General features: G+C 60.5%; 14 protein-coding genes. 7 read left to right on the top strand and 7 right to left on the bottom strand.

Translation table 11 applies throughout. From position 1 onward, the window contains the following. Positions 1-450 precede the first annotated feature (450 nt). A complete protein-coding gene (locus AC0L2V_RS07010; protein WP_473519751.1) occupies positions 451-1,833 on the bottom strand; it encodes an FAD-binding oxidoreductase in 1,383 nt (460 codons plus the stop codon). A 359-nt stretch (positions 1,834-2,192) separates the two neighbouring features. On the opposite strand from AC0L2V_RS07010, the gene AC0L2V_RS07005 reads away from it, so the two are divergent. Next, positions 2,193-5,864 carry a PAS-domain containing protein gene (locus AC0L2V_RS07005; RefSeq protein WP_473519750.1) on the top strand — a complete coding sequence of 1,224 codons (3,672 nt, stop codon included), beginning with the start codon at positions 2,193-2,195 and terminating at the stop codon, positions 5,862-5,864. A 69-nt stretch (positions 5,865-5,933) separates the two neighbouring features. Further along, the gene (locus AC0L2V_RS07000) at positions 5,934-6,644 is read left to right on the top strand and encodes a response regulator (protein WP_287217395.1); all 711 of its coding nucleotides are present in this window, start codon (positions 5,934-5,936) and stop codon (positions 6,642-6,644) included. Between the two features lie 110 nt (positions 6,645-6,754). On the opposite strand, the gene AC0L2V_RS06995 is transcribed toward AC0L2V_RS07000, so the two are convergent. After that, positions 6,755-6,877, bottom strand: coding sequence for a YjiS-like domain-containing protein (locus tag AC0L2V_RS06995; RefSeq protein ID WP_236473087.1), 123 nt, complete (start codon positions 6,875-6,877; stop codon positions 6,755-6,757). A 359-nt stretch (positions 6,878-7,236) separates the two neighbouring features. Here AC0L2V_RS06995 and AC0L2V_RS06990 point away from each other — a divergent pair, with 359 nt between their 5' ends. Next, entirely contained in the window at positions 7,237-7,686 is a 450-nt protein-coding gene (locus AC0L2V_RS06990; protein WP_023799722.1) for a dihydrofolate reductase, read from the top strand. Between the two features lie 65 nt (positions 7,687-7,751). Here the strand turns inward: AC0L2V_RS06990 and AC0L2V_RS06985 are convergent, their stop codons facing one another. Continuing rightward, positions 7,752-9,035: a DUF6600 domain-containing protein gene (locus tag AC0L2V_RS06985; protein ID WP_473519748.1), complete on the bottom strand. Its 1,284-nt coding sequence runs from the start codon at positions 9,033-9,035 to the stop codon at positions 7,752-7,754. Between the two features lie 376 nt (positions 9,036-9,411). Between AC0L2V_RS06985 and rnk the strand changes: the two genes are divergently transcribed. The 4 genes from rnk (at position 9,412) to AC0L2V_RS06965 (ending at position 11,818) form a co-directional block, all read left to right on the top strand. Continuing rightward, on the top strand, positions 9,412-9,873 hold the full coding sequence (gene rnk, locus AC0L2V_RS06980) for a nucleoside diphosphate kinase regulator (protein ID WP_473519747.1): 462 nt from the start codon (positions 9,412-9,414) through the stop codon (positions 9,871-9,873). A 479-nt stretch (positions 9,874-10,352) separates the two neighbouring features. Continuing rightward, a complete protein-coding gene (locus tag AC0L2V_RS06975) occupies positions 10,353-10,832 on the top strand; it encodes a VOC family protein (protein ID WP_091589871.1) in 480 nt (159 codons plus the stop codon). Positions 10,833-10,882: 50 nt separating this feature from the next. Next, the gene (locus tag AC0L2V_RS06970) at positions 10,883-11,326 is read left to right on the top strand and encodes an SRPBCC family protein (RefSeq protein WP_091590744.1); all 444 of its coding nucleotides are present in this window, start codon (positions 10,883-10,885) and stop codon (positions 11,324-11,326) included. A 45-nt stretch (positions 11,327-11,371) separates the two neighbouring features. After that, positions 11,372-11,818 (top strand): SRPBCC family protein, encoded by a 447-nt coding sequence (locus AC0L2V_RS06965; RefSeq protein ID WP_091590742.1) that lies wholly within the window; start codon positions 11,372-11,374, stop codon positions 11,816-11,818. 172 nt (positions 11,819-11,990) lie between these two features. Here AC0L2V_RS06965 and AC0L2V_RS06960 read toward each other — a convergent pair whose 3' ends face one another. From AC0L2V_RS06960 to AC0L2V_RS06945, 4 genes are all read right to left on the bottom strand, one after another. Then, positions 11,991-13,610 (bottom strand): ABC transporter ATP-binding protein, encoded by a 1,620-nt coding sequence (locus AC0L2V_RS06960; protein ID WP_287244921.1) that lies wholly within the window; start codon positions 13,608-13,610, stop codon positions 11,991-11,993. Position 13,611: 1 nt separating this feature from the next. After that, positions 13,612-14,733, bottom strand: coding sequence for an ABC transporter permease (locus AC0L2V_RS06955; RefSeq protein ID WP_473519746.1), 1,122 nt, complete (start codon positions 14,731-14,733; stop codon positions 13,612-13,614). Next, a complete protein-coding gene (locus AC0L2V_RS06950; RefSeq protein WP_023799733.1) occupies positions 14,726-15,649 on the bottom strand; it encodes an ABC transporter permease subunit in 924 nt (307 codons plus the stop codon). Before AC0L2V_RS06950 ends, AC0L2V_RS06955 begins: the two co-directional genes overlap by 8 nt. 162 nt (positions 15,650-15,811) lie before the next feature. Continuing rightward, positions 15,812-17,404: a peptide ABC transporter substrate-binding protein gene (locus AC0L2V_RS06945; RefSeq protein ID WP_473519745.1), complete on the bottom strand. Its 1,593-nt coding sequence runs from the start codon at positions 17,402-17,404 to the stop codon at positions 15,812-15,814. Between the last annotated feature and the right edge of the window lie 329 nt (positions 17,405-17,733).

Genomic DNA, 17,733 nt, shown 5'->3' with positions numbered 1-17,733 from the left:
GCGTAGCGGGGTTGACGTCTGCCCCTTGTCGATCATGGCGTTGCAAGAGCCGACGAGCCCCTTCATGGCCCGGGTGGTTTTGGCCAACAAGGCTCGCGCGGAGCCGGTCGGGGAAATCGTATGAAGCAACTGGCCTATGCATTTTGAACCTCAGGTTTCGGAGCAAAAAATGTCGACCCTCGCCAAGACTAGATGTTCGGTCTTAGGCTCTAAATATTTTCGTTTCGTCCGTTTATTCTTCCGCGTCTTCGGATCTTATTGTCATACACCGCTTTCGTTTCAGGCGTTTTTCTGTATCGCGGTGGGAGTGTTTCGTTTGTTTCAGAGGCACGCGCGACGAGGCGGGACGCATTTTGTGGATGGTCGTCCTCGATGGCGCGACACCGGCTTGCGCATGCCACAGGCCTGTCCGCCTCGCTCGACCCAAGGACGGACAGGCTCAGCCTCGGCTTACGGCCGGATGTTGTGGTTGACGCGGAAGAGGTTCGCCGGATCGTATTTGCGCTTGACCGTGACGAGCCGCTCATAGTTGGCGCCGTAGGCGGCACGTACACGCGCCTCGCCTTCATCATCCATCATGAAGTTGATATAGGCGCCACCGTGCGGGTTGTGCTTGTGCACCGCAGCCCAATATTCGCTTGCCCAGCGCCTCAGCTCCAGCGCCTTCGTCGGGTCGGGGTCGATGCCGGCGATAACCATGGACCAGCGCGCTCGCCGCGCTCCCCAGGCGGTGGCGTCCGGAGCCACTTCCTGGACCGCTCCGTCGATGGGGTAGAGATGCATCAGCGACAGCTCACTCGGGGTCTTCGAGCCGTGCTCGGCATGGACTGAGATGGCCGCATCGGACAGCTCGTCGACATAATCGCCCTTCCAGTACCACTGCAAGCCCTTCGGCAGCAGCGGATCAAACAGCGCCTGCAGATCGACAAAGGGCATCTGCATCATACCGTCCATCAAAGGCCCGGGAAGCGCGTCGCGCACGGGCTGCATCGCCCGGATGCCGTCCTCCTCCGCGCCGTTGTAGCAACTGATCAGCGCGCAGACGCGCCTTCCCCAGATCTCGCGCGGGAAAGGGTCGCAGGAGGGCACCGTCTTGATGCCGAAGAACATCCCGAGCTCTCGCGGCGCTCCGGGCAGGAAGCCGCGGTACCAGCGCATGATCTCTGCGGTATGCTCGATGTCGAAGAAGATCGGCCCGGCATAGACATCCTTCGCCGGATGCGCCTGAAATGTGAAGCGCGTCACGACGCCGAAGTTGCCGCCGCCGCCGCGCAGCGCCCAGAACAGCTCCGGGTGTTCGTTCTCACTTGCCATAACGACGCTGCCGTCGGCCAGCACGACCTCGGCCGCAAGCAGATTGTCGATGGTGAGGCCGTGTTTGCGCGTTAGATGGCCAGTGCCGCCGCCCAGCGTCAGTCCGGCGATGCCTGTGGACGAGACGAGGCCAGCCGGCACCGCCAGCCCATGAGCGCTGCTGGCGCGGTCGACATCGCCTTGGGTGCAGCCGGCCTCGACGCGGACCGTGCTGGTCCCGAGATCAATATCGACCCGATTCATCGGCGACATGTCGACGACCATTCCGCCGTCGCAACTGCCGAAGCCGGGACCGCTGTGGCCGCCGCCGCGAATGGCAAGAAGCAACTGCTTGTCCCGGGCATGATTGACTGCCGCGACGACATCGGCGACCTCGGCGCAGGGGATGATCCAGCGCGGCCGCTTGTCGATCATGGCGTTGTAGAGCCCGCAAGCCTCTTCATAGGCCGGATGGTTTTGGTCAATAAGGCTCGCGAGGAGCCGGTCGGGGAAATCGTGCGAAGTAACTGGCTTATCCATATTGAACCCTCAGGTTTCAGAGCAAGACGCGTCGACACTCGCCAAGACTAGATTGTTCATCCTGGGCGCTGGACATTTGCGCTTCGCCGGTTGAATCTGCCGCATCTGCGGCTCTTCTTGTCCTACACCGCCTTCGTTTCAGGCGTTTTTCTGTGGTGTGGTGGGAGTGTTTCGTTTGTTTCAGCGCGCGCCCCACGGGGATGACAGGCGACACGTCAGCGCCGGCGATGTCTCCCACGCGCCGAAATAGTTGAAACAAATCACGCGTCGCCCGAACGCGTGCTGAAACAAAGAGGGGCTATTATCCGCCTCGCGGGATCACGCGAACAAAGGGAACGACCATGCGGCCTGATAATCCGGTGCCATCCACACACACAGGCTATGCCCTTTTTGACGCCAACCATGTTCTCGTCGACAGCAATCCGCAGATATTTGGAAGCCGGCGGCTCGACCGCGGCGAGATGCAGCCGACGGACGCCATTGCCGCAGTCGCCGAAGCCCTCGCACGTCTAAAGAGTTTCGACGGCCGCCCTATCGAGCCGGGCAACGCATTTGTTGAAAGCGCCGCGGCGCGATGGACACAAATCGACGACGCTCCAGTTGAAGCCGAGACATTGGATGGCCGGTGGAAGTTGCTCACCGCACATCCTCGGCCGGATGGCGGCATGGCCCTGGTAAGCGTCGACATTACCGAGATGAAGCGAGCGCAGATCGCGCACCAGGAGAACGCCGAGATATTCCGCTGCATCACGGACAGTCACCCGCTGCCGGTTTGGGTGGTGGACGCGGGAAGCAGGCAGATCCTTTACGAAAGCCTCGATGCGTCGAACCTGCTTGGCCGAAAATGGACGCCGAACGAGCCGCAGTTCCTGACGGATCATTTCGTGAATTCTGGCGAATTCGATGAAATCAGTTCTCTCGCCAGCAACAGCGAGATTGTCCGGGATCACGAAATCCAGCTCAGAAACACAAGCGGATCGGCCGTCTGGTGTTCGACCAACTGCCGTCGCGGCGTCTATGGCGGGCGCCCCTCGCTCATCATCGGCGTATTGGACATCACGGAACGCAAGCAGCGCGAGGATCTGTTCGGTTTCCTGATCAAGCATCATCCGTTGCCGGTATGGATGAACGATGCAAGTTCGGGGGAACTCATCTACCAGAGCAATGCTGCCGAACGGCTGCTTGGATGGAGCAAAAAGGCGCAACGCGAGACGGTGCGGCTCGGCGATTACTTTGTCGACCCCGAGAAACACCGGGAAATCAATCGCGAGCTCATGCAAAAAGGCGTCGTCGAAAATTGCGAGGTGCTCCTCAAAAGACCCGACGGCCAGGAGTTCTGGGCCACGGGCAATCTCAGGATCGTCGAATTCCAGGGCCGGCGAGTGGTTCTCGCCGGCATCGCCGATGTGACCAAGCAGAAGAAGCGTGACGGCGAAGTCGCCGCGGCGCGGGAGATGCTCGCGGACGCCGTTGAATCACTCTCCGAGGGATTCGCGCTGTACGACGAAGACCACCGCCTGGTCATGTGCAACAGCCTTTACCGCGAGCTGAACCGCCCGGTTCGGGATCTCGTCGAACCGGGCGTGGAATGGAACGAACTCCTTCGCGAATCCGCCAGGCGCGGCGTGTACCGCAATGCGGTTGGGCGCGAGGATGAGTGGCTCGACGAGCGGCTCCAAAGCCGGATCGAGTTCCACTCCCATTTCGAGGTCCCCCTCTCCGACGGCAAATGGCACTCGGTATCGATACATCCCACCGATCTTGGCGGCTTCGTCGTAACGCGCACTGACATCAGCGAGCGCAAGAAGGCCGAGGCTTTCGAGCGCGACGCCACGACACTGCTGCAAAAGGTGCTCGATGCCTGCCCTTCGCCGATACGCATGACCACGTTCGAGGGAGAAACGCTCTACCGCAATCCTGCTACCAGAGATCTCTACGCCGACCGTCCTCGGATAACCGACCAGTATGTCGATCCAGACCATAGCGCGATATTGGAGCGCACCCTGATCGAAAAGGGCAGGATCGATGATTTTCGGGTCCAGCAGTACGACACCGAGAACAAGGCCTTCTGGGCTTCGATTTCCGCTCGCCTGATCGATTTCCAGGGAAGGCAGGTGATAGTGTCGAACACGACTGATATCACCGACATGATCACCGCCCAGCAAGAAACGCGCAAGGCCAACGAGCGGCTGATCGACGCGATCGAATCTCTGGCCGAAGGGTTTGCCCTCTACGACAGGAACGATTGCCTGGTGCTGGCCAACAGCAGGTACCGCCAGATGCACGCGATAAGCGCGGATGTGCTCGTTCCCGGGGTGAACTGGTTCGATTTCCTCCGCGTGACCGCAGAGCGCAACCAGTTTCCGGTTCCACGCGACAAGATCGACGACTGGCTTGCCGAGAGGGCAAGGGACCGCCGCGAATTCCGGCAACAGGAATTCCGTCATACGGACGGGCGGTGGTTTTTCGTCTCGAACTGTCCGACCCGCGAAGGCGGGTTCGTGGTCACCCGTGTCGACATTACAGAGCGCAAGCGGGCCGAGGAGGCCGCCAAGGAAGCGGATGAACTGGTCCGTAAAGTCCTCGAAGCCTGCCCCGTCAACATCCAGATGACCCGCGCGCATGACGGGAAGCTGCTTTACCGCAGCCCCGCCACCGTTGATCTGCTCGGCGACGTCACCAGCGCCGTCGACTATTATGTCGATCCTTCAGAGCGGAGGCGATACGTCGAGCGGCTGCTCGCGACGGGGTTGGTCGACGATTTCGAAACCCAGCTCAAACGCAAGGACGGTGGTACCTGCTGGTGCTCGATTTCGTCTCGACTGATCGATTACCACGGTGAGAAGGTGATCGTTTCCCACGCCTACGATCTCACCGACCGTATCGACATGCAGCAGGAATTGGAGCGGCAGCGCGAGACGCTGCACCAGAACGAAAAAATGTCGGCGCTCGGTGGATTGCTGGCCGGGGTGGCGCATGAGCTCAACAATCCGCTCTCGGTGGTGCTTGGCCTGTCATCGCTGTTGAAGGAGACCGCTGCCGACGCCAAGGTCGTGGAACGCGCCGACAAGATAAGCAAGGCAGCCGAACGCTGCGCCAGGATCGTCAAGACATTCCTGGCTATGGCCAGACAGCAGCCGACGCGAACCTCAAACGTTGCGATCGATGACATCATTTCCGAAGCGGTCGAAGTGGCGAGCTATTCGATTCGATCGTCGGACATCGGGCTTTCAGTTCATCTTGAACCTGGTCTTCCCCTGATCTGGGCGGATCCCGATCAGCTTGGCCAGGTGCTGATCAACTTGCTTGTCAATGCAGAACAGGCGTTGCACGGCTGGGAAGCACGACGGACAATCACGGTTTCAACGCGGCTTCATCCCACAACCGGCAACATAGTCGTCAGCGTTGCCGACACGGGTCCGGGAATTCCCAAAGAGATACGTCCCCGCATTTTCGAGCCGTTCTTCACGACCAAGGAGATTGGGGCAGGGACTGGGATCGGGCTGTCCTTTTGTCATCGGATCGTTCAATCCCATGGAGGAACCATCGAGGTCGAATCCCCCGAGGGGGGTGGCTCGACCTTCATACTTTCGCTGCCTGCTTCGGACCGTCTCGACGAAGGAACCGAAACGGCCGAAGACGAGCTCCCGAATTCGACCGGCATTGCCTGTCTGGTGGTGGACGACGAAGAGGAAGTGGGTGAGCTGGTTGCTGAGGTGCTCAGGCGAGATGGTTTCAACGTCACCATTGCCAAATCCGGCGAAGAAGCGCTGCTGCACCTCAAGAACCGCACTTTCGCGGTGATCCTGAGCGATCTGAAAATGCCTGATATGGACGGACGGGGATTGTTCAACCAGATTGCCAAGCTCCATCCGGCCGAACTCGACAGGTTAGCCTTCCTGACAGGGGACACGATCAGTCCGGACGCGCAGATGTTCCTGCGCGCCGCGAAACGGCCCTACCTTGAGAAACCGATCAAACCGAACGAGCTCCGTTCGTTTGTCTCAAATCTGGTCAACAACAATGCTTGACAGACCCGTTGATTTGCACGTCACTTTAGAGGCAGCTTATCCATTAGGCTGGTTGCTCGGTGGTCGATTTTGACGACGCACGCACATGTAGTGGTCTGCGATGACGAACCGGATATCCGCTACACGGTAGCGGAATATCTGGAGCACCATGGCTATGCCGTGACGCCCGCCAACGCGGGGCCTGCCCTGCGTGAACTTATTGAGAGCCAGCACGTCGATGTGGTCATATTGGATATCCGAATGCCAGGTGAGGATGGCCTCTCCCTGGCGCGATATCTACGAGAGCACTCAGACGTCGCCATTATCATGCTGACCGGATCGGCGGAAATCGTCGACCGCGTTGTCGGATTGGAGATTGGCGCCGACGACTATGTCGCCAAGCCCGTCGACCTGCGGGAGCTGCTGGCGCGGGTCAAGGCGGTGCTGCGCCGAACATCGGCGAGCGAACGCGCTGCGGGGAAAGCGAGTACTTCGGGCCCTCACCAGGTCCAGTTCGGCAAGTGCCGCTTCGACCCGGACGCACACAAATTATACAACGCCGACGGGGTCGAAATAGCGATCACCCCGATGGAATTCCGGCTTCTGAAAGTATTCAGCGAACATCGCGGACGCGTACTCAACCGCGATCAACTGCTCGAACTCGCCCATGACCGCGGATGGGATCCCTTCGATCGCAGCATCGACATTCGCGTTTCGCGCCTGCGCAAGAAAATCGAGGCCGATCCCTCCAAGCCGGAGGTGATCAGGACGATCCGCGGCATGGGTTACCTCTATTCCTGAGCGCTGCCGCCTTGGCCTGGCAACGCGGATCGCCCGTCTCATGGGCATTGGCGGCGGAGGCCGCCAGATGGGGCATTGGCGGCGGACGCCGCCAGAAGGTGGCGATGGACTCAGCCCGCCTTGTCTTCTTGGCCACGCTGCAAGCCGCGGACCACCAAGCCAATCTCGGACCGACTGATCCCGATGTCCTTCAGGAGGCCATCGTCCATTGCCGCAAGGGTCCGTTCCGCCATGCGGTGAATCCGGTAATTCCGAAATGAGCGGTAAGCTGTTCGCATTCTCGACATCGCAATACTCCATTGATTGGCGCCGCGGGGTGCAGCGGTGCCGTTGGATTTAAACCATCGCTGTTTCAGGGGTTTTTCCGCGCCGAACTCGAAGTGTTTCGTTTGTTTCAGTGCCGGGATGGACTTTTGAGAAGGAGTTCCATAGTCCGACCGACGACACTCAAAACCACCTCCTCAACGAGGCGGTGGACCAGCCAGCCGCAGCGGAGTAAGGCAGCGGGTTGGGTCATCTTACCAAAGTGCGTGGCGCAGCATGACGTGCAAGCGTTGCGAATGCGATCAGACCGGCTACCGGTGGAGTACGCATGAAGAAGACTGTCGTTAGAGTCGTCTGTGCCATTGGCCAAGCGGGGCAGCTCGGCCTCAACGGCGGCCTTCCCTGGGAAGGCAACCGGTCGCCGGAGTTCGTCGCCGACGTTGCACGATTTTTCGACCTGACCAGAGGACACGTCTTGCTCGCCGGTCCCAAGACGATCGCGAGCGTTCCGGATTTTGCGCGCGCGGATCGGGACCTTGTCGTCGTTCGCTCCAGCATGGATCCCGAGGCCACACTCCAGCGCTTCGTCGGCCGCGTCGTCTTCATCGGCGGCGGTCCACCAGTGTGGGACGCCTACGCGCGCTTCGTCAGCCATTGGGATATCACGCGTCTGCCCTATGACGGGCCAGCGGACCGCTGGTTCGATGCAAAATGGCTTACGGCGGGTGGCGAGATTGCCAGAAATCACAACGACCCCAGAAATCACCGCGACCAATGAAGGCTCGGCTCACAGCGGGCACCGCGATGGAACGATCGCGGTGCCCGTAGTCTGTACCCGCACATTTAGCAGTTCGCCCCAGTCTGCGGATCGCACGCCTTGTTTTCTTGCTGCTGTGGTTTGGGCTCGGCCTGTTCCGGCTCGGCCTGCTGCTGCTCGGCGGCGGGCTGCTCCTCAGCCTTCGGCTTCTCAGGCTTGGCCGCCTGTTCGGGCTCGGCCTGCTCCTGCTCGGCGGCGGGCTGCTCCTTGGCCTTCGGCTTCTCAGGCTTGGCCGCCTTTTCTGGTTCGGCCTGCTCCTGCTCGGCGGCTGGTTGTTCCTCAGCCGTCGGCTTCTCAGGCTTGCCCGTCTCTTCCGGCTCGGCCTGCTCCTGCTCGGCGGCCGGTTGTTCCTCGGTCGGTTTCTCAGGCTTGGCGGTCTCTTCCGGCTTGACCTCGTCATCCGGCGCCTGTTCGGTCGTTGCTGCGCCTTCGGTCGGCTTCGATTTCCGGCCTGCCTGAACCTGCTTCACCTCCTCGATGTCTTTGAGCTCAGCTGGTTTGGCCTCGGGATCGGCTTTCACTTCACCTTCAAAGACCGTGACCGTATTGTTTTCCACTTTGCCGGCCTGCTCGGGCGTCTCGGTCTCGCTGACCTCGACGACTGTCACCTGCTCGTCCGTCTCCTTCTCGATCACATCAACATCAATGACTTTGTTGATCACCACGTTGTTCTGGATGGTCACGTCGCCGGCCGGCTCGGCCGCCTCGACAATGCGCACAAACTCCGGCTCATCACGGATAACGACGACAGAAATGTCGTCAGCAAGGAATTCGCGGGTGGGGACCACGACCCAGTAAAAATCCGGCGTGGTGTCGATGGTCACCTCGATTGAAATCAAATCGGGATCACGGCGCGGCGGCAGCGGAGCCCAGATGACGTGCTCCCTTTCGCGCCGCCAACTCACCCATGCTGGCGCCCAACGAGTGCCGGGAACCCAGTACCAGCCGATGTCGTCGGCATAGCCCCAGCGGCCGTAATGGTAGGTCGCCCACCCGAACGGCTCGTCGGACACCCAGAGCCAGCCATACTGCTCGGTATAGACCCAATGTCCAATGGTATACGGACGCCAATCGTCAGGTACATCAACCGGGACGAAAACGGTCGCTCCCCGGTACGAAACCCAGTCACCATGGGAAGACAGTTCATCGTAAAATGTGCTGATCGAAACGGAAACGTCGGTGGCAGCCCTCGCCTCGGACACAAGCGACAATGGCGCCACCGGGCTGGGAATCTCGACGACCGTGAGCAAGCCGGCGGTTACGCCGCCCAGCATCAGCCGTACAACGTTTTGGGCAAGGACGCGTTTCATCGCAGTTTCCTCCGAAACAGATCGCCCTTCATCGTGGAAACTCACCGGCTGTCGAATTGTTCCCGCTTGGCATCACCGCGCCTTGCTACAGGGTCGTCTTGACTTCCCCGATCTCGGCACCAACTACGGTTATATGAACGCCACAAAAAAGATCCGTCGCGATTTTCTTTTCCGGGTTTGCCCCATCGCGGGATCGTAACCCCCGGCTCGGCTGCCATATGCCCCGGGCCGCGGGGCAACCACTAAAAATCGACATCGAACGTAGGCAGGCCAGCACCGGCTCTGGGGCATCGGTTTTGAGCAAGATCTGCCTCGAATTGGCCAGTTAAACCATGCTTGAGGCAGCCCGCTCAACTGAGAATACGAGTATTCGAAAATGCAAGATAACATCAAGGCGCGGCGCAAGCCGACCATCCGCATCTCGAAATCGGACCATGCGCGTTTATCGGCGCTTGCGAGCACCGTGGCCGCACGAAATCCGCAGGCTTCCGATGACCTGCTCGCCGAACTCGAGCGAGCGCGCATCGTTTCCGATGGTTTGATCTCCGCGGGCGCCGTCCAGATGGGTTCGACGGTGACGTTCAAGCCCGATACCGGTGATGCGAAAACGGTGACGCTGGTTTTTCCTGGCGATGCGGACATCTCCGAAGGCAAGGTTTCAATCCTTACGCCGATCGGCACGGCCCTGATCGGCCTCTCGGCCGGACAGTCGATCATGTGGACCGCGCGAGATGGGCGCCGGCATGAATTGTCGGTGCTTGCCGTGAACCGGCCTGTTCGGGAAGGCGATGCATCCGATCAGCGTGCACCAGCACCTTCGACGACGGCGGGCGACTAAAGCGCGTCGCGTTTGACCGGCCTCATGCGGCGCGCTTTAGGTTGTTGCTTGTTTCCGCGAAAACGGCGGGCATCAACGCGCCGAGGATCTCAAGCGCCTTCTCCACGAACGCCTCGTGATATGGACAACCGGTGCTGAAGCAAACGGCCCGGCCCTACGCCGACCCGCTCTTACCAGCCGGCGGTTGGATGGATCGACTCGGGTTAGGTGGGCCTTGCCGCGTGGCAAAAAAATAACAGGTTGGCTGTCGGGAGGCGCACCACTTGTTCGTCCTTTGGACAGGAAGCAACGAGACCAGGTGAAAAAACCGTGAGAGAGCTTAGATCATCGGACACATCTGCGGACGATGTGATCAAGGCCGACCTTATAATGGTGTTCATCGGTCCCGTTCTGGCTGGCGAGGCGCCCAAGGGCCGGTTCGACTGAGATCTGGCAGTCGCGGCGCGAACAAATACCCCCAAGAACCGAGGAGATTAGATATGACGAAACTCGTGACCTGCCTGTGGTTCGACCACGGCGAAGCACGCAAGGCGGCAGAGTTCTATGCCGCCACCTTTCCCGACAGCCATGTGGATCGGCTGAATGCGGCCGCGTCGGACTATCCCGGCGGCAAGGAAGGCAATGAACTGACGGTCGAGTTCACAGTGCTCGGCCAGTCTTTTATAGGCCTGAACGGCGGCCCGAATTTCAAGGCGAACGAATCCGTCAGCCTGATGGTGCTGACCGAAGATCAGGAAGAGACCGACCGCTACTGGAAGGCGATCGTTGGAAACGGCGGCAGCGAGAGCGCCTGCGGATGGTGCAAGGACCGGTGGGGCTTCTCCTGGCAGATCACGCCGAAGCGGCTGATGGAACTGACGACCAGTCCCGACCGCGCCAAGGCCAAGCGCGCGATGGAGGCGATGATGACGATGAAGAAAATCGATATCGCGGCGCTGGAAGCCGCAGCAGCAGGCTAACCCGATCCAAAGCAACGACGCCCTGGTGAACTCAACGAATGGAGATGATCATGCCCAACACAGTTAAACTGCACCGGGTTCTCGCCACCAAACCCGAAAAGGTCTACCGCGCATTTCTGGAACCTGACGCGGTCGCGAGTTGGCTCCCGCCCTTCGGTTTTACCTGTACTGTGCATGAGCTTGAGGCGACGGAAGGCGGCAAGCACAGAATGTCGTTTCGAAACTTCACGACCGGGCAAAGCCATTCCTTCGGCGGCACCTATCTGAAACTCGTCCCCGGCGAGACGCTCGTCTACAGCGACGTGTTCGATGATCCGAACCTTCCGGGCGAGATGAAAGTGACCGTCACGTTGACGGCCGTTTCAGTCGGAACGGAGATGACGGTGGTTCAGGAGAACGTGCCCGATCTGATCCCGGTCGAGGCATGTTATCTCGGTTGGCAAGAGTCGCTGCGCAAGCTTGCTCACCTCGTCGAGCCCGAAATCACGCAATAAACCGTCTGCGTGATCTCATCCGGCTGCGACAACAAGGAAACCAAAATGACCAACCAGCAGATCACCATTGCCACCACGATCGCCGCGCCGATCGAACGCGTCTGGGAGGCCTACACGACGCCCGGCGATATCACACAGTGGAACTTCGCTTCCGACGACTGGTGCTGCCCAAGCGCGGAAGCCGACCTAAAGGTGGGCGGCGGCTACAAGGCGCGCATGGAAGCCAAGGACGGCAGCTTCGGCTTCGATTTCGAGGCAGTGTACGAAGAGGTCGAGCCGTACAAGGCGATCGCATTCGCCATGAGCGACGGGCGCAAGGCGCGTACGACCTTCGAAGCTGCAGGCAACGGTACGAAGGTGACGACCATATTCGATGCCGAGACGCAGAACTCCATCGACATGCAGCGTGACGGCTGGCAGGCGATCCTGGACAACTTCGGGCGTTATGTTGAATCCAGCGCAGGACATGAGCAAGTTCAAGGAGGTCGCTGAACTCCGCCGGAAGCAGTTTTTCAAGCCCTGTCGGCGGAGACGATCGTCGAGATGATAGCGCTCTAAACGCCCGAGGCGATGATCGAGATCGAAGCCATAGCAGCCGTGGCTGCAGACGACGGTCTATTCGCCTCCGGACCTTTCAACGACCATCCGCTGCTGACCGGTCGCGCTATGCACTCAAGCGAAACCGTGTGACGTCGATGGCCGCGGCCATCAGTGTCTGCGTGTAGGATGCCTGCGGATTGCTGAAGATCGCCTCGGTCGGCCCTTCCTCGACGATCTTGCCCTGCTTCATGACGATGATGTAGTCGGCCATGGCACGCACGACGGCGAGATCGTGGCTGATGAACAGGTAAGACAGTTCATGGTCGGCCTGCAGCTTGCGCAGCAATTCGACGATCTGCTTCTGGACGGAGCGATCGAGCGCCGACGTGGGCTCGTCGAGGACGACCACCTTGGGCTTGAGGATCATCGCCCGCGCGATGGCGATGCGCTGGCGCTGGCCGCCGGAGAATTCGTGCGGGTAGCGATTGCGCGCATTCGGGTCGAGCCCGACCTCACGCAAGGCCTCGACGGCGCGGAGGTCGCGTTGCCTGCCCGACAGGGTCGGCTCATGCACCAGAAGCCCTTCGGTGATGACCTGGCCGACGGTCATGCGCGGCGACAGCGAACCGAACGGGTCCTGAAAGACCAGCTGCAATTCGCGCCGCAGCGGCCGCATGGCCTGGCGGTCGGCGGCAGAAATATCGCGATCGCCAAAGCGGATGAGCCCATCGCTTGGCAGGAGCCGCAGCAGGGCTCGGCCGAGCGTCGATTTTCCTGAACCGGATTCGCCGACGATGCCGATGGTCTGGTTGCGTTTGAGCCGGATCGAAATGTGATCGACTGCGCGCAGGATCAGCGGCTCTCCGGCAAGAAACCCGCCGCCGATCTTGAAGGTCACCTCGACATTCCTGCCTTCGAGCAGGACGGGCGCATTTGGCGGTGGCGGCGCCTTGGTTCCGGTCGGCTCGGCGGCCAACAGCATCTTGGTATAGGCATGCTGCGGATTGACGAAGATCGCTTCCGCCTCGCCCTCCTCGACGACTTCGCCGTAGCGCATGACATAGACCCGGTCGGCAAAGCGCCGGACAATGCCGAGATCGTGGGTGATGAAGACGATCGCCATGCCAAGCTTGCGCTGAAGTTCGGCGAGCAGCATGAGGATCTGCGCCTGGATGGTCACGTCGAGCGCGGTCGTCGGTTCGTCTGCGATCAGTATGTCGGGATCGTTGGCCAGCGCCATGGCGATCATGACCCGCTGTCGCTGGCCACCCGACAATTCGTGCGGATAGGATTTCATCCGCCGCTCGGGATCGGGAATATGGACCAGCCGCAAGAGCTTGAGCGCCTCTTCGCGTGCTTGCGCCGCGCCAAGCCCACGATGCCGGCGGATCGGTTCGATCAGCTGGTTGCCGATCGAATAGAGCGGATCGAGCGAGGTCATCGGCTCCTGGAAGATCATGCTGATCTTGCGGCCGCGGACTTGGTTGAGCTCGGACTTGTGCAGGGCCAAAAGGTTGCGGCCGCGATAGTCGACGACGCCCGTCGCCTCGCCGTTCGAGGCCAGCAGGCTCATCGCCGCCATCATCGTCTGGCTTTTGCCGGAACCGGATTCGCCGACCACGGCAACGGTTTCGCCTGCATTGACGTGGATGTTGATGCCCTTGACCGCCTCGACCACACCGTCAAGCGTGCGGAAGCGGACGCGAAGGTCCTTGACGCTGAGGATGGTTTCGGAGGTGTCCATCTCAACGATCCCTCGGGTCGAGCGCGTCGCGCAGGCCGTCGCCGACGAAATTCAGTGCGAACAGCGTCGAGACAAGGAAAAATGCTGGGAACAAAAGCAGCCAGTTGGCGGTGCCGATGTTCTTGGCGCCAGTCGAGATCAGCACGCCCCAGCTGGTCATCGGTTCCTGCACGCCGAGCCCGAGGAACGACAGGAAACTCTCCAGGATGATGACTTGCGGCACCAGCAGCGTCATATAGATGACCACCGGGCCAAGCAGGTTGGGAATGACGTGGCGGATCAGAATGCCGCGCTGGCCTATGCCCATCGCCTCCGCCGCCTGGACATATTCCTGCCGCCGGATCGACAGCGCCTGTCCGCGCACGATGCGCGCCATGTCGAGCCACAGCACGGCGCCGACCGCCAGGAACATCAGCACGAAGTTCCGGCCGAAGAACACCACCAGCATAATGACGAAGAAAATGAACGGCAGCGAATAGAGCACATCGACAATGCGCATCATCACCTCGTCTATCCTGCCGCCGGCAAGGCCGGCCGCAGCGCCGTAGAGCACGCCGATGACGCCCGCAACGACCCCGGCGAGCAGGCCGATGGCCAGGGAGATGCGCCCGGCCATCAGCGTCCGCGACAGGAGATCGCGGCCGGTATTGTCGGTGCCGAACAGGAAATACTGCTGCCTGACTGAAGCGCTCATCACCGCTTCAAGGCCGTCAGCCGATTTGCTCTCTATCTTGGTGTCGTCGAAGGCATCGGAACGATCGAGGTAGCGGACATTGCGGTCGTCGATCGGCTTGCGCGATGTGACGGTGACGAAGATGCGATTGTCTTCCTGCCGCCACTGCTTGATGTCGACACGCATGCGCTTGATCGCCTCGTTGAGCGCGGTTTCTATCTTGTCGGGCTTCGGATAGGCCGACAAGCTCGGCGGCATGCGCACATAGTCGGCGTAGATGGTGGTGTATCGATGCGGCACCAAAGAGGGTCCGAACACGCTGAGGATCGCGATGAAGGCAAGATAATACAGGCTGAACATGGCGGCGCGGTTGGCCTTGAGGCGCGCCCAGGCATCGCCCCACAGGGAACGGCCGACGATGGCCGGAGCGGTGGCTGCGATGTCAGTCATAGCGCACCCTCGGATCGACGAAGGCATACATGACGTCGACGATCAAGTTGAAGACGATGGTGAACAGCGCGATGACCACCACGGTGCCCATGACCAGCGTGTAGTCACGGTTGAGCGCGGCCTCGACGAAATAGCGGCCGATGCCGGGAATGGAAAAGATCGTCTCGACGATGATCGAGCCGGTCAGCAGTGCCGCCGCCGCCGGGCCGGTGAAGGAGACGATCGGCAATATGGCGCCACGCAGCGCATGCTTGACGACCACCGACCAGTCCGACAGGCCGAGGGCGCGTGCGGTGCGAATGTGGTGCGAGCGCAACGATTCGATCATCGAGCCGCGCATCAGGCGGGCGACGATGGCGATCTGCGGCAAGGCGAGGGTCAGCACAGGGCCGATCTTGTTGAGCAGGGCGCCATCGCCCCAGCCGCCGATCGGCAGCAGTTTCCAGGTCAGACCGAACAGAAGCTGGATAACCGGAGCGATGACGAAGGTCGGAATGGTGCTGCCGGCGGTCGCCAGAGCGATCACCGAATAGTCGGCAAGCTTGTTCTGGTTGAGCGCGGCAATGGTGCCGAGGAGGCCGCCGAGCAGCAGCGCCAGGATCAGGGCCGAGGCGCCGATCTGGATCGAAACGGGCAGGCCCCTGGCAAACAATTCGCCGACAGTGAAATCCGGCATGTTGTAGCTCGGACCGAAATTGCCGCGCAGCAGATTGCCGAGATAGTGGACATATTGCAGCCAGAGCGGGTCGTTGAGACCGAACTGCGCTTCGAGATTGGCCTTGATCTCGGGGCTCAGGCCCCGCTCCTGATTGAACGGGCCGCCAGGCGCAACGCGTATCAGGAAGAACGCCATGGTCACGATGACCAACAGCGTCGGAATGGCGGTCAGAAGCCGCCGGAATACGTAACGCAGCATCGGTTCCCCGCTTTGCTAGCAAACCGGGACCGCCGCCCCTAACGCATGACCCGAGCCGAAGGTCCGGAGAGGATCACGTGCAAAATCAAGGCGTTACAGCGCCCTGTGCGCGCCCCAAAGGACGCGCGGCGCTGTAAAGGAGCGGCAGTCCGGCCAAGGAGATCAGTCCTTGGAGATGAAGCGGGACGGATGCACATCCATGACGTTGTCCTCGAAGCCATGAACCTTCGGAGAAACGATATCCTTGTAACTATAGTAGAGAAGCGGGATGTTGCCGACGTCATCGACGAGGATGCGCTCGGCCTCGGCGAGTTCTTTCATCCGCTCTTCAGGCTTGCCGCCCGCGGCGGCCGCCTCGTCCATGGCCTTCTCGAATTCCGGGCTGTTGTAGCTCGAATAGTTGTTGCCGCTTGCCTTGCGGGAGATGCCGAGGAAGGTTTCCGGATCCTTGTAATCCGCAATCCAGCCGGCACGCGCCACGTCGTAGTCGCCCTTCTGCTCAAGGAAGGAGTAGTGGGTCTTGGTGTCGGTGTTGAGCAGCGTGATTTCGACGCCGAGCGGCTTCAACTGCTCCTGGATGGCGACTGCAGTGTTCTTGTGGTTTTCCGACGTGTTGTAGCGGATTTCCATCTTCAGCGGTTTCTCGGGCGTATAGCCAAGCTTCTCGAGTACCTTCTTGGCCTCATCCTCGCGGTCGATCTGCGACATGTCCGCGTATTTGGCCATTGCCGGCGTATAGCCCTCAATGCCCGGAGGCACCATCGAATAGCCGGGCAGCATTGAGTTCTGCCAGACCTTTTCGGCAAGGAAATCGCGGTCGACTGCCATGGAGATGGCATTGCGCAGTTCGACGTTGTCCCACGGAGCCTTGTCGGTCTTGATCGAAAAATAGTAGGTGCCGAGGTAAGGTCCAACGCGAATCTGATCGCCAAACTTGGCCTTGAGATCGGCGAGCTGCTCGGTCGGGAGGTCGTCGTAGCTGTCGAGTTCGCCGGCCTCGAAGCGCTTTATCGCCGACGAACGATCTTCGGTCGGGATGTAGTTGACGACGTCGAGCTTGACGCTCGCAGCATCCCAGAATTTCGGATTCTTGACCAGTTTGATGTGGTCGTTGGGAACCCACTCCGTCAGGGTAAAGGGGCCGTTGGAGACCAGATTGCCCGGCTTGATCCAATCGGCGCCGAGCTTGTCAATGGACGCCTTGCTGACCGGATAAGTCGCCTGGTGGGTCAGCATTTCAAGGAAATAGGGCGTGGGCGCCTTCAGCGTCACTTCCAGGGTATTTGCGTCGATTGCCTTGACGCCCATCTCCTCCGGCTTCGCCTTCTTGGTGTTCACCTCCTCGGCGTTCTTCACGGGATAGAGCATCGAAGCATATTCGGCGCCGGTGGCCGGATCTTCCAGCCGATGAAACGCGTAGACGAAGTCATCTGCCGTGACCGGGCTACCATCCGACCAGACACCGTCCTTGCGCAGCTTGAAGGTGTAGACGGTGCCGTCGTCCGATACAGTCCAGCTTTCGGCGGCGCCCGGAATGACGTTCGCCTTCTGGTCTTGCATGACCAGCCCCTGGAACAGGTCACGCAATACAGCGGCTTCGTATATTGTCGAGGTCTTGTGCGGGTCGAGCGACTCCGATTCGGCGGCGGTGCCGCGGTTGTAGACGACCTCGGCGAAGGCTGGCGTGTAGAACGTGCCGGCGGCCAAAGCCATGGTTGTGGCGAACACCGTCGCCTTCAGCATGTTTTTCAGCATGAAGTTCTCCCTGTCGAGGCGGCCGTTCAGCTGCGCCTCTTGAGTGTTGACGCCCCGAAGCCGATTAGCTGGCCCCTTTGAGCGCGCCGCCGGTTCCCTTTCCGGCGGCTGGTGGGCAAACAGTAACGTGGTGATTTTTTATTTCAACAGACTCGTGAGGTCACCCTAAGTAAGGCGCAGCGACAGCCACTGCGCGGCCGGCAGAACAGCGGTCGATCCTATGGGCTCGGCTCCGTTTCCCCGCTTCAACCACTCGTTTTCGGTAAGAATCAGTCGTCGATTCCACTTTGTCGAAATGTCTTAAGCCGCCTTTAAGCAACCACGGGTTA

It is taken from the genome of Mesorhizobium sp. WSM4814 (assembly GCF_055811595.1).
This window is presented reverse-complemented; position numbering and strand designations above follow the sequence as displayed.